Origin of the sequence: Pseudomonas sp. UC 17F4 (assembly GCF_900101695.1) — a bacterium.
Classification (GTDB): domain Bacteria; phylum Pseudomonadota; class Gammaproteobacteria; order Pseudomonadales; family Pseudomonadaceae; genus Aquipseudomonas.
The window spans coordinates 2,850,623-2,863,909 of record NZ_FNKV01000001.1 but is presented as its reverse complement, the minus strand read 5'-3'; the positions used below and the strand labels follow the sequence as shown (position 1 = coordinate 2,863,909).

The window sequence follows — 13,287 nt, the reverse complement described above, 5'->3', positions numbered from 1 at the left end:
GCCCTTGCTCCCGGTCGTAAGGAGCCGCCAGTCCCGCGTTAGAGGACATCCCCACAGGTCGCAGGGGCCTTGATCCCTGATAACACTCAGCATTCTTGGCGGGATGACGGGGGGCGAGGGTTGGAGATCGGATGATGAGGTGACTGACATGGCATTGGTAGATAGACGCGATGGCCGCAATTTCGGTTACGGCAGACAATTGAGCTATGCAGGGCCGCAGGCATTGAAAGACATGTTCGGCGGTGGTCACTACGGTACGGTCAAAGCGCACTGTGATCGCTGGCAGGCATTCGTCAAATGGTGCCGTTCCGAACAGGGGCCCGGAATCAATGATGCGCGGCAGATTGATCGGAAGGTGTTGGCAGACTATGCGGCGTATCTGCGCGAAATGGTCGGGCGCGGTGACCTCGCCGTCAGCACCGCACAAAACCGGCTATCCAGCGTTAACAGGACCATGGCAGCGCTTCGCGGTGATCAGTGCGTGAAATTGCCAAGCCCGAGCAAGGCGCTGGGCATGCAGCGCACCGGGGTTCGACAGTCGGTGCCTCAGGGCCAAGACCGCGAGCAGGTTAAGCAGATCGCCGATGCGCTTTGCAGCCATCATCAGCTACGGGCCGCAGCGATCGTTCTGTTGGCGCGAGCCACCGGCATGCGCTTGCGTGAGGCCATCTTGGCTGACTTGCCACGGCTAAGCCGTGAGGCTAAAGATTTCGGCAAAATCAACATCCAGGACGGCACCAAAGGCGGTCGCGCCGGTGCCTCGGCACCCCGCTGGATTGCAGTGGACGAACATGTTCGACGCGCGCTTGAGTTTGCACTGCAGGTGTCGCCTGCGGGTAGCCGCAACCTGATTGCGCCACACGAAAGCTACCTGAACATTCTGCAGGAAATCGTCCGCCCTGCACGGGACACACTCCAAGCACACAACCTCAAAGGCTTCCATGAACTACGAGCGGCATACGCATGTGAGCGCTACGCGCTAATCACCCAACACCGCGCGCCTATCAACGGCGGTCAATGTTGCCAAGTAGATCCGCGCCTTGATAGTGAGGCCCGTAGGCAAATCAGCTATGAGCTGGGCCATGGTCGGATAGACGTGGTCGCTGCCTATATCGGTGGCGGGCATGAGTAAACCATTTGATATGGAAGTGTTCTTGGCTGGCGTGCTGACTGGATCGCGCGCGACACGGCAACGCCATTTGCGGCAGGCGAAGATCATTCAAGTTGATATTGCAGAGCGCTGGCAGCGAGAGACGCCTTGGGGGTGGCAGAGGAAGCATGTGGTTTGGTTTCTCGAGCATCGCCTAAAAGGGCGCAGTGGGTCTTCGCAGTATTACTATCTACTGACGATACGGCTGCTCGCCCGACGATTAGAAAAGCCATGGGTATTCAACCGCTATCAGGAAATACGCAGGCCTGACGGCCGACCCTGACCAACCCGCACTCACCGCATATCAGCTTATGATTATCATGCACCGCCTGGCCTCGGTGTTTTGGACAGCTTTAGCCTGGCCTGAGCGATTGTTATCGAAGCCAGGTCTCGGTTCACTCTGCCATCTAGAGAGCCTCGCTTACTTCATGGACAGGCCCCCGCTCCTGTCATGACAGTTGCGGGTGCGGGTGCGGGTGCGGGTGCGGGTGCGGGTGCGGGACAAACTCACGTCGATAGGTATTCAAAGCATGCTCTGTATGAGCGCACAACGTCGGGAGCGCCCCCGCTGCTGATACTGGCAGCATGCCTCTAGCCATTCTGATAAAGTTCGGAGCACGTCATAGGGACATAGCCAGCCATGGACAAGAAATCACTTTCCGAGCGGGACATCTGCAGTAAGTACATCGCCCCAGCCATTCAGCAATCTGGGTGGGACATGCACAAACAGGTGCGTGAGGAGGTCAGCTTCACCAAAGGCCGCATTATGGTCCGTGGCAAGCTTCACAGCCGGGGCGAAGCACGCCGTGCAGACTTCATCCTCTACCACCAAGCCAACCTGCCTATCGCTGTGATCGAGGCGAAGGATAACAAGCACTCCATTGGCTCCGGTATGCAGCAAGCTCTTGGCTATGCAGAGGCGTTGGATGTGCCGTTCGTGTTCTCCAGCAATGGCGATGGTTTCCTCTTTCATGATCGCAGTGGGACAGGCAGCAAGGTCGAAACTGAACTCTCCTTGGATCAGTTCCCTAGTCCTGCAGAACTTTGGCACCGCTACTGCCAATGGAAGGGATTGGACAATGCTGCTCAACACAAGATAGAAGCGCCCTACTACGACGACGGCTCCGGACGTATGCCCCGCTATTACCAAATGAACGCCATCAACCGCACCGTTGAGGCGGTAGCGCGCGGGCAGGACCGCGTTCTGCTGGTAATGGCAACTGGCACCGGAAAAACCTACACCGCCTTTCAAATCATCTGGCGACTGTGGAAATCAAAACAGAAAAAAAGAATCCTGTTCCTTGCCGACCGCAACATCCTGGTCGACCAGACAAAGAACAACGACTTTAAGCCCTTCGGCCAGGCGATGACCAAAATCGCCAGACGCCAGATAGACACCTCCTACGAGATCTACCTGTCGCTCTATCAGGCGGTTACTGGCGCTGACGAAGAGATGAACGTCTACAAGCAGTTCTCCCGCGACTTCTTCGACTTGATCGTGATCGACGAATGCCACCGAGGCAGCGCCGCCGAGGACTCTGCCTGGCGCGAGATTCTTGACTACTTCTCCAACGCCACCCATGTCGGCCTCACCGCAACACCGAAGGAAACCAAAGAGGTATCCAGCATCACCTACTTCGGTGAGCCGGTGTACAGCTACACCCTCAAACAAGGCATCGAGGACGGTTTTCTCGCGCCCTATAAAGTGGTGCGGATCGACTTCGACAAAGACCTGCAAGGCTGGCGCCCACCCAAGGGCATGCTCGACAAGAATGGCGAGCTGATCGAAGACCGCATCTACAACCTCAAGGACATGGATCGCACCCTGGTTATCGAGGCGCGTACCCAACTGGTGGCGCAGAAGGTCACCGAGTTCCTCAAGGCCTCCGACCCGTTCCAGAAAACCATCGTCTTCTGCGACGATATCAATCACGCCGAGCGTATGCGCCAGGCCTTGGTCAACCTCAACCCCGAGCGCGTGGCTGAGAACCGCAAGTACGTCATGCGCATCACCGGCGATGATCAGGAAGGCAAGGCCGAGCTGGATAACTTCATCAACCCGGAAGAGCGCTACCCGGTCATCGCCACCACCAGCAAGCTGATGACCACCGGTGTCGATGCGCAGACTTGCAAGCTGATCGTGCTCGACCAGCACATCAAGTCGATGACCGAGTTCAAGCAGATCATCGGCCGTGGGACCCGCATCAATGAAGACTTCGGCAAATACTGGTTCACCATCATGGACTTCAAGAAGGCCACCGAGCTGTTTGCCGACCCGGCCTTCGACGGTGATCCCGTGGTGATTTACGCCCCCGAGGGCGATGAATCCCCCGTGCCGCCTGACAACCCGCTGGCCGATGAAGACGGCATCAGCGCAGGCTCTACCGAGGGCGATGATCTGCATTTTACCGACGAGGAAGACGGCAAGAAGCGCATCAAATACGTGATCGACGACCTGCCGATCTACGTAATTGCCGAGCGCGTTCAGTACTACGGCCCGGACGGACGGCTGATAACCGAATCGCTGCACGACTACACCCGCGCCTGTGTGCAAAAGCAGTTCGCCTCGCTGGATAATTTCCTACGCCGCTGGAGTGATGCCGAGCAGAAGAAAGCCATTATTGACGAAATGGCTGGCCAGGGCGTGATGTGGGAGGCCCTGGCTGAGGAAGTGGAAAAGAAACAGGGCAAGCCCCTCGACCCGTTTGACCTAATCTGCCATGTCGCCTTCGACCAACCGCCGCTGTCGCGTAAAGAGCGCGCTGAGCAGGTTAAAAAGCGCAACTACTTCGCCAAGTATTCCGGTGCAGCCCGCCAAGTGCTGGAGGCGCTGCTGGATAAATACGCCGACACCGGTATCGAGCATATTGAGGACATCAAAATCCTCCAGCTCGACCCATTCAGCCAGATCGGTGCTCCCATTGAACTGGTCAAGGCGTTTGGCGGCAAGGCCGGCTACAACAAGGCCATCCATGAACTGGAAGCCGCGCTTTACGCCAATTAGCCAGCGCTACCCGTAGGGTGGTCGAGGGATAAGCCTTGACCCACCTAATCCGCCAATTCCATTAGAATCCCCCGCTTTGCCGCCCCCATTGAGAGTTTGTTATGTCCATCAGTTCCACTATCAAATCCATCCAGGACATCATGCGCAAAGATGTCGGCGTCGATGGTGACGCCCAGCGCATCGGTCAGTTGGTCTGGCTGTTGTTCCTCAAGATCTTCGATGATCGCGAGCAGGAATGGGAGCTAATGGACGATAACTACCTCTCGCCCATCCCCGAGAGCTGCCGTTGGCGCACCTGGGCCGCCGACCCGGAAGGCTTGACAGGTGATGCACTGAAGGACTTCATCGACAACAACTTGTTCCCCCAGTTGCAAAATCTGCACGAGTACAGCAACACGCCGTCCGCCTTCGTAGTGCGCAGCGTATTTGAAGACGCCTACAACTACATGAAATCCGGCCAGCTGCTGCGCCAGGTGATCAACAAGATTCAGGAAGGCGTGGACTTCAACAAAGCCCAGGAACGCCACGAGTTCGGCAACCTATACGAACAACTGCTGCGCGACCTACAGAACGCCGGCAACGCAGGTGAGTTCTACACCCCGCGCCCAGTCACCAAATTTATGGTGCGTATGGTCGATCCCAAGCTAGACGAAAAGGTCATGGACCCAGCCTGCGGCACCGGCGGTTTTCTCACCTGTGCCATCGAGCACAAGCGCAGTCGTTACGTAAAAACAACCGAAGACGAACGCACACTGCAAGCCAGCATTTTCGGTGTGGAGAAAAAGCCGCTGCCGCACCTGCTGGCCACCACCAATATGATCCTGCACGGCATCGAAGTGCCTAGCCAGATCCGCCACGACAACACCTTGAGCAAACCACTGATCAGCTGGGGCCCGAGCGACCGCGTGCACTGCATCGTTGCCAATCCGCCGTTCGGCGGCATGGAAGAAGACGGCGTCGAAACCAACTTCCCTGCCGCCTTCCGCACCCGCGAAACCGCCGACCTGTTTCTGGTGCTGATCATGCAGCTGCTCAAAGACGGTGGCCGCGCCGCCGTAGTGCTGCCCGATGGCTTTCTATTTGGCGAAGGCATCAAGAGTCGCATCAAGGAAAAGCTGCTTACCGAGTGCAACCTGCACACCATCGTCCGCCTGCCCAACGGCGTGTTCAACCCCTACACCGGCATCAAGACTAACCTGCTTTTCTTCACCAAAGGCACTCCGACCAAGCAGGTGTGGTTCTACGAACACCAGTACCCGGCCGGCTTGAAGAACTACTCCAAGACTCGCCCCATGCGCATCGAAGAATTCGCCGTGGAACAAGACTGGTGGGGCAACGAAGCCGATGGCTTTGTCGCACGGATGGAAAACGAATTCGCCTGGAAAGTCAGCATCGAAGAGCTGCAAGCGCGCAACTGGAACTTAGACTGCAAAAACCCGCATATCGGCGAGCAGATCAGCCACGACCCGGACGAACTGCTGCGCAACTACGCCAGCATGCAAGGCGAGATCAGCGACCTGCGAGACCAGCTCAAAGCGGTGCTGGCCGATGCCCTGGAGCGCCAGGCATGACGGAGTTGCTCACAAACAACTTGCCACTGCTGGCTGGAGCGCCCAATGGCATCAAGAAGCTGCGCGAGCTGATTCTGGAGTTGGCGGTGCGTGGCAAGTTGGTGCCGCAAGATCCGAATGATGAGCCGGCCAGTGAGTTGCTAAAACGAATTTCCGAGGAAAAGGCGCGGCTGGTAGCTGAGGGGAAGATTAAGAAGCGGAAGCCGCTGACCGAGATTTACGAGGAAGCACAGCGGCTTGAATTGCCAGCAGGTTGGGAGTGGAGTTCACTAGCACAAGTTTCATTTGTTAACCCCCGTAATGCTGCAGCAGACTCACTTGAAGTCTCGTTTGTGCCTATGACTTTTATTGGCACACGCTTCGATGATCAGCATGCGCAAGAGCCACGACTGTGGGGTGAGGTGAAACAAGGTTTCACGCATTTTGCCGAGGGCGATATTGGTGTGGCGAAAATCACACCTTGCTTTGAGAACAGCAAAGCATGCGTCTTTTCCAATCTCGTGAATGGTTTGGGCGCGGGTACGACTGAGCTGCACATAGTTCGTCCTGTTACCGGAACTCTTGATCCTAGGTACGTACTGGCCTATCTGAAATCTCCGCAGTTCTTGCTTGTTGGCGAAACCAAGATGACCGGGACAGCAGGTCAGAAACGATTGCCCAAAGACTTTGTTGAAGAAAATCCGTTTCCACTGCCCCCACTCGCCGAACAACACCGCATCGTCGCCAAAGTCGATGAGCTGATGGCCCTATGCGACCGACTGGAAGCCCAGCAGGCCGACGCCGAAAACGCACACGCTCAACTGGTGCAAGCGCTGCTCGACAGCTTGACCCAAGCCAGCGACGCCACTGACTTCGCCGTCAGTTGGCAGCGCCTAGCCGAAAACTTTCACACCCTGTTCACCAACGAATTTGCCATCGACGCTCTCAAAAAAGCCCTACTGCACCTCGCCGTAACTGGAAAACTTGTCCCCCAAGACCTTACCGAAGAACCCGCCAGCGAACTGTTAAAACGTGTCGAAGGAGAAAAACAGCGATTGGTAGCCGAAGGTGTAATGAAAAAACATAAACCCTTGGTGGAGTTTAGAACCGGGGACATTAAACTCGAGCTACCAACAGCTTGGAAATGGGTACCGCTTTTAGATATAACGACGGGAATGGATTCTGGATGGAGCCCTGCTTGTTTAGGCAATAGTTCGCCCTCTGATGATGTTTGGGGAGTTCTCAAAACAACAGCAGTTCAGGTAATGAGTTACCTAGAACATGAAAACAAAGAGCTACCTAGCCACCTTGAACCTCGCCCTGAAGCGGAGGCTAAGGTCGGTGACATCCTATTTACACGGGCTGGCCCTATGAACCGAGTGGGAATTTCCTGCCTCGTTGAAAGTACGCGCCCGAAACTAATGATTTCCGACAAGATCATCAGATTCCATCCTGTGGAGTTAGGTATTTATGGGAGGTTCATCGCTCTTTGCTTGAACGCAGGAGAAACCGCTAAATATCTAGAGCAGGCCAAGTCCGGTATGGCTGCCAGCCAGGTCAATATCTCGCAAGAAAAACTGAGAATGGCTCCGATCCCATTAGCACCGCTCCTCGAACAACACCGCATTGTCGAAAAAGTCGATCAGCTAATTAACCTGTGCGACACGCTAAAGCAACGGATAAACGTAGCTCGCAGCAAGCAAACCGAACTATTAAACGCCGTTATGGCTCAGGTGTAGGAGATTCGCCATGCGCCTGAAGTCGTTCTCGATCGGCCACTACAAAAATCTTAAAAATTTCAATCTAGGCTTTGACGGCGATAGCTTCATCGATCTATTTGTCGGCAAAAACGGAAGTGGTAAATCAAACCTTTTTGAAGCGCTGGTAGAAGTATTCCGTCATCTCTACGAGTACGACAGGGAAAAGACTGAGCCTAAATTCGACTACACCATCAGTTATGAAATCAACGGTGTAGTCACAGAGATCACTTGGGAAGCAGACCAGTTGACCATCAACGGCCGAGAGCGCGCAACCGTTGGTGAAACCCTGCTTCCCGACAATTTATTGATCTACTACTCTGGGCATAATGACATCGTTGCCAGCTTGGTAAGCGACTACGAAGAAACTTTCAGAAAACGCATTAAAAATGCTGACTTTGATGAAAGTCGCCGATTTATCGGTATCGGCCCTGAATATAAAGCCCTCCTACTGGCGGTACTGCTAATGCAGAAGCCAGATAATAAAGCTCAGCAGTTCATCTGCAAAAAGCTCGGTATAAAAGCGCTCGGGATCACTAAGCCTGGGGGGCGAGGACTTACTCAACCCGTAGTCAAACTTGAACTTAAGCGTCCATTGTATGCAAAGGGCATTAATTACAACATCATCAGCAATGATGATAGTGACCGCTACTGGAAACCAGCGGGCATTACCAAAGCATTCCTAGATCGTCTAACTAATTGCGCCAGCCAAGAGCCTAGTAACTTGGCATTAGCCGAGGGATATTTTTCCTCGGACGATCGCTACACTTTATATTTCGATATTGCCAAAATTCAACAGGAATTTGTCGATTTTAGCGCTCAGGAATTTTTCCGCCAACTCGACAATTTAAAAACGCTTGGAATGTTGGCGGACATTGCAATACCGCTACAGCTTTGCAGTGGATTAGATGCTAGCATTGCTAATTTCAGCGATGGTCAGTTCCAGTCGGTCTACATCTACTCCATCGTCGAGCTCTTCAAAGACCGAAACTGTCTAACTTTGCTGGATGAGCCGGATTCGTTTCTACATCCTGAATGGCAGTTCGAATTTTTGAAGCAAGTACTAGAAATCACTGATACAGCGGCAAAAAACAACCATGTATTAATGAGCAGCCATAGTGCTTCGACCATCACGACTGCAAATGAAAATGTCATTAACCTGTTCGAACTTCAAGGTGACACGATTGTAGTCAACAAAGTCAATAAGGCAGACATCATAAAATCACTCTCCGCCGGTCTCATTTCATTTTCTGAAAGTGAGGCTCGCCTGAATATCCATCATGCTTTAAAAAACACGACAGGCGCAGTGTTGTTTACAGAGGGCATAACCGACGAAATGATTCTGGAAACTGCATGGACGAAGTTATTTCCAGCTCAGAGACGCAGTTTTGAAATCCAGAACGCTTTCGACAGAATTTTTCTGCGGAACTTATTTTCACGAGAAGAGCTTGAAAAAAACTTTCCTGATCGAATCATGTTTGCTCTTTTCGATTTTGATGAGGCATTTGATGATTGGAATGGCCTTAAGAAGGAATGTGACTCAGTTACAGACCCCTTCAAGGGTTTGTCAAAACAGCTAAGGTGCAAACATCATTATGCAATGCTTTTACCAGTTCCAGATGTCGAGATATTAAAGCGCCAAGTTCTCGATTCAAACGGAAAACCGTGGGGCAAAGGCGCGGATTCCCACTTGTCAATTGAGTTGCTTTTTTACAAGGATGAATTCCTTGGCTCGTGGTTCCAGAAGAAGGCTACGTCGGGGGGCGGTGAGATAATCGAATTTATTGGTGACAAGGTATCTTTTGCCAAAAATTTTGTGCCCACACTGGATACCGCATGCTTCGAGCCATTCAATCTAGTATTTGAGTTCATCCAGTCAAAATGTACAACCCTGACCACTACTTAATATTTTCCCTCTTGCTGGCGAGACCAATACGATGCTGAAGTAATAGCGAATAGCCCTAGCTCTCGAACTAGGGATGCTAGACATAGACCATGCCATGGTTTTGTCAATATATTCCCTCAGCCTTGAGTTCGGATAGACAGACCTAAATCGCTTTCCGCCAAGCTGGACAGCTTCCAATCGGTTGCTGCCGAAGACAGTGGAAAAACCGGTCAAGTTGCACTTTCTTACTGAATGGTATTCCAATTGGTATTCCACCAAATAATTTGAACGAAAAATATTCAGATAAATCAATATAATATTCTATCAATTCGACTTACCCCGGCGCTGACTCATATTGATGACCAGGCGCTTGAGCCTTTCATCAAGGCTCGTCAGAGCAAAACTCTGGCAAGAGAAAACCGGCGCCCTGCTCACCCTAGGCATGCCGCCATCAGGACTTACGATCTGAAGCACACGGAATAACCGAGGAACACCGCAAGGCACTCCTCGGACGAAAGAAGGGGGAGCACCACCAGCCACAACTCGGGCGCCGAGCTTGGCCAGTTGATCGAGGGACAAACATGGCATCAACCACTAACTCGCGAGGACCAGCGCTGACGGTTCTGAAGAGAAGATCGGAATACTGAACAAGACCAAGTCACTCGAAAAGTCCCTACCCCAAAAACAACAAAGCCACCCGAAGGTGGCTTAGTTGTTCTAAATAATGGTCGGGACGGAGTGATTCGAACACTCGACCCCTTGCACCCCATGCAAGTGCGCTACCGGGCTGCGCTACGCCCCGACTGGGCTTGAAGCATGTTCCCCTGGTTGCTGAGAACGTTGAAGAATGTACCCTAACCTTTTGAATTATGGAAGCATTTTTTCCAAAATTCCGGGCCCGATAAGGGTTACTTCTTCAGCACCACCAACACATCTTCCAACTCGACAATCATCTGCCGGATCAGTTGCTTGTACTGGGTGGTGTCGTCCTTGGCTTCGTCGCCAGAGAGGCGCAAACGCGCCCCGCCGATGGTGAAGCCTTGGTCGTACAGCAGCGCGCGGATCTGGCGGATCATCAGCACGTCCTGGCGCTGATAGTACCGCCGGTTACCGCGGCGCTTTACCGGGTTGAGTTGCGGGAATTCCTGCTCCCAGTAGCGGAGCACGTGCGGTTTTACCGCGCAAAGCTCGCTCACTTCACCAATGGTGAAGTAGCGTTTGCCTGGAATCGGCGGAAGCTCGTCGTTATGACTTGGTTCCAGCATAGGCCTCAACTCGGGCTTTCAACTTCTGCCCTGGACGAAAGGTGACGACCCGACGCGCCGTGATCGGGATTTCTTCCCCGGTCTTGGGGTTGCGGCCCGGCCGCTGGCGCTTGTCGCGCAGGTCGAAATTGCCGAATCCGGACAATTTGACCTGCTCGTTGTCTTCAAGAGCGTGCCTGATTTCCTCAAAGAACAGCTCGACCAATTCCTTGGCCTCGCGCTTGTTCAGGCCCAGCTCCTCGTATAGCCGTTCGGCCATCTCAGCTTTCGTCAGAGCACCCATACGCTATTTCCTTAACGTGGTGTTCAACCTTTGTTCGAGCGAGGTGAGGATGTTCTGGGTTGCAGTATTCACCTCTTCATCATTAAGAGTGCGCGATGGATGCTGCCAGGTCAAGCCGACGGCCAGGCTTTTTCTATCAGGATCAATGCCTTTACCCTGATAAACATCAAACAGCCTGAGGTCTGTGAGCCATTCGCCTGCATTGTCACGAATTACTTCAAGCACCGAGCTCGAAGCAACATCACGTCCTGCGACCAAAGCCAGGTCACGACGCACTTCCGGGAATTTCGACAGCTCGCTGAACTTCGGCAGGCGGCCTTCGGCCACTTCACCCAGCACCAGCTCGAAGACGTACACCGGACGATCCAGGCCCAGGGTCTTGGCCAGCTCCGGGTGGATGGCACCCAGGTAGCCGACTTCGCGACCGTCGCGCTCGATGCGTGCGGTTTGGCCCGGGTGCAGCGCCGGGTGTTTGCCCGCAACGAAAGTGAACTCGGCGAGCGAGCCAGAGAAGCCCAGTACCGCTTCAACGTCGGCTTTCACGTCGAAGAAGTCGATGCTGTCACGGCCGTTGGCCCAGCCTTCCGGCAAGCGGCTGCCGCAGACCACACCGGCGAGCATCGGCTGCTGCTTGAGGTCGCCCAGCTGGCCGACGAAGCGCAGGCCGCTTTCGAACATGCGCACGCGGTCTTGCTGACGGTTGAGGTTGTGCTGCAGCGACTTGACCAGGCCCGGCCACAGGGAGGCACGCATGGCCGCCATGTCGTTGGAGATCGGGTTGGCCAGCAGCAGCGGCTCGACGCCCGGGCTGAACAGTTCGAACAGTTTCGGGTCGATGAAGCTGTAGGTGATGGCTTCCTGGTAACCACGGGCCACCAGCAGGCGGCGCAGGGCTGGCAGTTCGCCACGGGCCTCGGCCTTGGCTTGCGGGGCCAGGCGCGCTTGCGGGTAACGCACTGGCAGGCGGTTGTAGCCGTACAGGCGCGCCAGTTCTTCGATCAGGTCGACTTCCAGGCTGATGTCGAAGCGATGGCTTGGTACTTCAACCTGCCACTGGCCTTCGCCGGCGGTGGTTTTCAGACCCAGGCCGTTGAGCAGCTGCTCGACCTCGGCACTGGCCATTTCCATGCCCAGCATCTGGGTCAGGCGCTCGGCACGCAGGGTGACCGGGGCCACCTTGGGCAGGTGCGCTTCGCTGGTGACGTCAATCACCGGGCCCGCTTCGCCGCCGACGATCTCCAGCAGCAGGCCGGTGGCGCGCTCGATGGCTTCGCGGGCCAGTTGCGAGTCGACGCCGCGCTCGTAGCGGTGCGAGGCATCGGTGTGCAGGCCGTAGGAACGGGCCTTGCCAGCGACGGAAATCGGCTCGAAGAAGGCGCTCTCGAGGAAGATGTCGCGGGTGCCCGCGGCAACGCCGCTGTGCTCACCGCCCATCACACCGGCGATGGCCAGGGCGCGGCTGTGGTCGGCGATGACCAGGGTGTCGGGGCGCAGGGTAACTTCCTGGCCGTCGAGAAGTACCAGCTTCTCGCCCTCTTCTGCCATGCGCACGCGGATGCCGCCGTTGATTTCGGCGAGATCGAAGGCGTGCATCGGCTGGCCGAGCTCGAGCATCACGTAGTTGGTGATATCGACGGCAGCGTCGATGCTGCGCAGGTCGGAGCGACGCAGGCGCTCGACCATCCACAGCGGGGTCGGCCGGGTCAGGTCGACGTTACGGATAACGCGGCCCAGGTAGCGTGGGCAGGCAGCCGGTGCCAGCACTTCAACCGGGCGCACTTCGTCGTGAGTGGCGGCAACAGCCGGCACTTGCGGACGGGTCACCGGTACGTCGTACAGGGCGCCGACGTCGCGCGCCAGGCCGGCCAGCGACAGGCAGTCGCCACGGTTCGGGGTCAGGCCGATCTCGATGCTGGCGTCGTCCAGGTCCAGGTACACGCGAATGTCGGTGCCAACCGGGGCGTCAGCCGCCAGTTCCAGCAGGCCGTCGTTTTCTTCGCTGATCTGCAGCTCGGCCGCCGAGCAGAGCATGCCGTTGGATTCAACGCCACGCAGCTTGGCTTTCTTGATTTTGAAGTCGCCCGGCAGTTCGGCGCCAATCATCGCGAACGGGATCTTCAGGCCAGGGCGCACGTTGGGCGCGCCGCACACTACCTGGAAGGTCTCGCTGCCATTGCTGACCTGGCACACGCGCAGCTTGTCGGCATCGGGGTGCTGTTCGGTGCTCAGCACCTCACCGACGATGATACCGCTGAACTGGCCGGCGGCCGGGGTGACGCTGTCGACCTCAAGGCCGGCCATCGACAGACGGGCGACCAGATCGTCACGGGATACCTGCGGGTTGACCCAACCGCGCAGCCACTTTTCACTGAATTTCATCCTGCTCTCCTGAA

Annotated in this window: 9 protein-coding genes, 1 tRNA gene and 1 pseudogene; 7 read left to right on the top strand and 4 right to left on the bottom strand. The window is 55.4% G+C overall.

The features are described 5' to 3' along the window. Positions 1-148 precede the first annotated feature (148 nt). The 7 genes and pseudogenes from BLR26_RS13210 to BLR26_RS27730 form a co-directional block, all read left to right on the top strand. Positions 149-1,132: an integrase domain-containing protein gene (locus tag BLR26_RS13210; RefSeq protein WP_093387455.1), complete on the top strand. Its 984-nt coding sequence runs from the start codon at positions 149-151 to the stop codon at positions 1,130-1,132. Further along, positions 1,125-1,433 (top strand): hypothetical protein, encoded by a 309-nt coding sequence (locus BLR26_RS13205; RefSeq protein WP_093381170.1) that lies wholly within the window; start codon positions 1,125-1,127, stop codon positions 1,431-1,433. The genes BLR26_RS13210 and BLR26_RS13205 overlap by 8 nt, the downstream gene beginning before the upstream one ends. Before the next feature lie 357 nt (positions 1,434-1,790). Continuing rightward, positions 1,791-4,154, top strand: a complete 2,364-nt coding sequence (gene hsdR / locus BLR26_RS13200) for an EcoAI/FtnUII family type I restriction enzme subunit R (protein WP_093381166.1) — start codon at positions 1,791-1,793, stop codon at positions 4,152-4,154. Positions 4,155-4,255: 101 nt separating this feature from the next. Then, the gene (locus BLR26_RS13195; RefSeq protein WP_093381162.1) at positions 4,256-5,725 is read left to right on the top strand and encodes a type I restriction-modification system subunit M; all 1,470 of its coding nucleotides are present in this window, start codon (positions 4,256-4,258) and stop codon (positions 5,723-5,725) included. Continuing rightward, positions 5,722-7,443, top strand: a complete 1,722-nt coding sequence (locus BLR26_RS13190; protein WP_093381159.1) for a restriction endonuclease subunit S — start codon at positions 5,722-5,724, stop codon at positions 7,441-7,443. Before BLR26_RS13195 ends, BLR26_RS13190 begins: the two co-directional genes overlap by 4 nt. Positions 7,444-7,453: 10 nt before the next feature. Beyond that, the gene (locus BLR26_RS13185) at positions 7,454-9,367 is read left to right on the top strand and encodes an AAA family ATPase (RefSeq protein ID WP_093381156.1); all 1,914 of its coding nucleotides are present in this window, start codon (positions 7,454-7,456) and stop codon (positions 9,365-9,367) included. A gap of 361 nt (positions 9,368-9,728) precedes the next feature. Next, positions 9,729-9,993: pseudogene (locus BLR26_RS27730) on the top strand (site-specific integrase); the annotation flags it as partial. Positions 9,994-10,071: 78 nt separating this feature from the next. Here BLR26_RS27730 and BLR26_RS13180 read toward each other — a convergent pair. The 4 genes from BLR26_RS13180 to pheT form a co-directional block, all read right to left on the bottom strand. Continuing rightward, a tRNA-Pro gene (locus BLR26_RS13180) sits at positions 10,072-10,148 on the bottom strand. A gap of 106 nt (positions 10,149-10,254) precedes the next feature. Continuing rightward, complete coding sequence (locus BLR26_RS13175; RefSeq protein ID WP_010222411.1) at positions 10,255-10,611, bottom strand: MerR family transcriptional regulator; 357 nt, start codon at positions 10,609-10,611, stop codon at positions 10,255-10,257. Beyond that, positions 10,592-10,894, bottom strand: a complete 303-nt coding sequence (gene ihfA / locus BLR26_RS13170) for an integration host factor subunit alpha (protein WP_002553164.1) — start codon at positions 10,892-10,894, stop codon at positions 10,592-10,594. The genes BLR26_RS13175 and ihfA overlap by 20 nt, the downstream gene beginning before the upstream one ends. 3 nt (positions 10,895-10,897) lie before the next feature. Continuing rightward, the gene (gene pheT / locus BLR26_RS13165; RefSeq protein WP_093381153.1) at positions 10,898-13,273 is read right to left on the bottom strand and encodes a phenylalanine--tRNA ligase subunit beta; all 2,376 of its coding nucleotides are present in this window, start codon (positions 13,271-13,273) and stop codon (positions 10,898-10,900) included. Positions 13,274-13,287: the final 14 nt, after the last annotated feature.

Excerpts from the sequence above, each read along its gene's own strand:
- BLR26_RS13190 (WP_093381159.1), top strand. The coding sequence starts at position 5,722 with ATGACGGAGTTGCTCACAAACAACTTGCCACTGCTGGCTGGAGCGCCC.
- BLR26_RS13185 (WP_093381156.1), top strand. The coding sequence starts at position 7,454 with ATGCGCCTGAAGTCGTTCTCGATCGGCCACTACAAAAATCTTAAAAAT.
- BLR26_RS13195 (WP_093381162.1), top strand. The coding sequence starts at position 4,256 with ATGTCCATCAGTTCCACTATCAAATCCATCCAGGACATCATGCGCAAA.
- hsdR (WP_093381166.1), top strand. The coding sequence starts at position 1,791 with ATGGACAAGAAATCACTTTCCGAGCGGGACATCTGCAGTAAGTACATC.
- ihfA (WP_002553164.1), bottom strand. The coding sequence starts at position 10,894 with ATGGGTGCTCTGACGAAAGCTGAGATGGCCGAACGGCTATACGAGGAG.
- pheT (WP_093381153.1), bottom strand. The coding sequence starts at position 13,273 with ATGAAATTCAGTGAAAAGTGGCTGCGCGGTTGGGTCAACCCGCAGGTA.
- BLR26_RS13210 (WP_093387455.1), top strand. The coding sequence starts at position 149 with ATGGCATTGGTAGATAGACGCGATGGCCGCAATTTCGGTTACGGCAGA.
- BLR26_RS13205 (WP_093381170.1), top strand. The coding sequence starts at position 1,125 with ATGAGTAAACCATTTGATATGGAAGTGTTCTTGGCTGGCGTGCTGACT.
- BLR26_RS13175 (WP_010222411.1), bottom strand. The coding sequence starts at position 10,611 with ATGCTGGAACCAAGTCATAACGACGAGCTTCCGCCGATTCCAGGCAAA.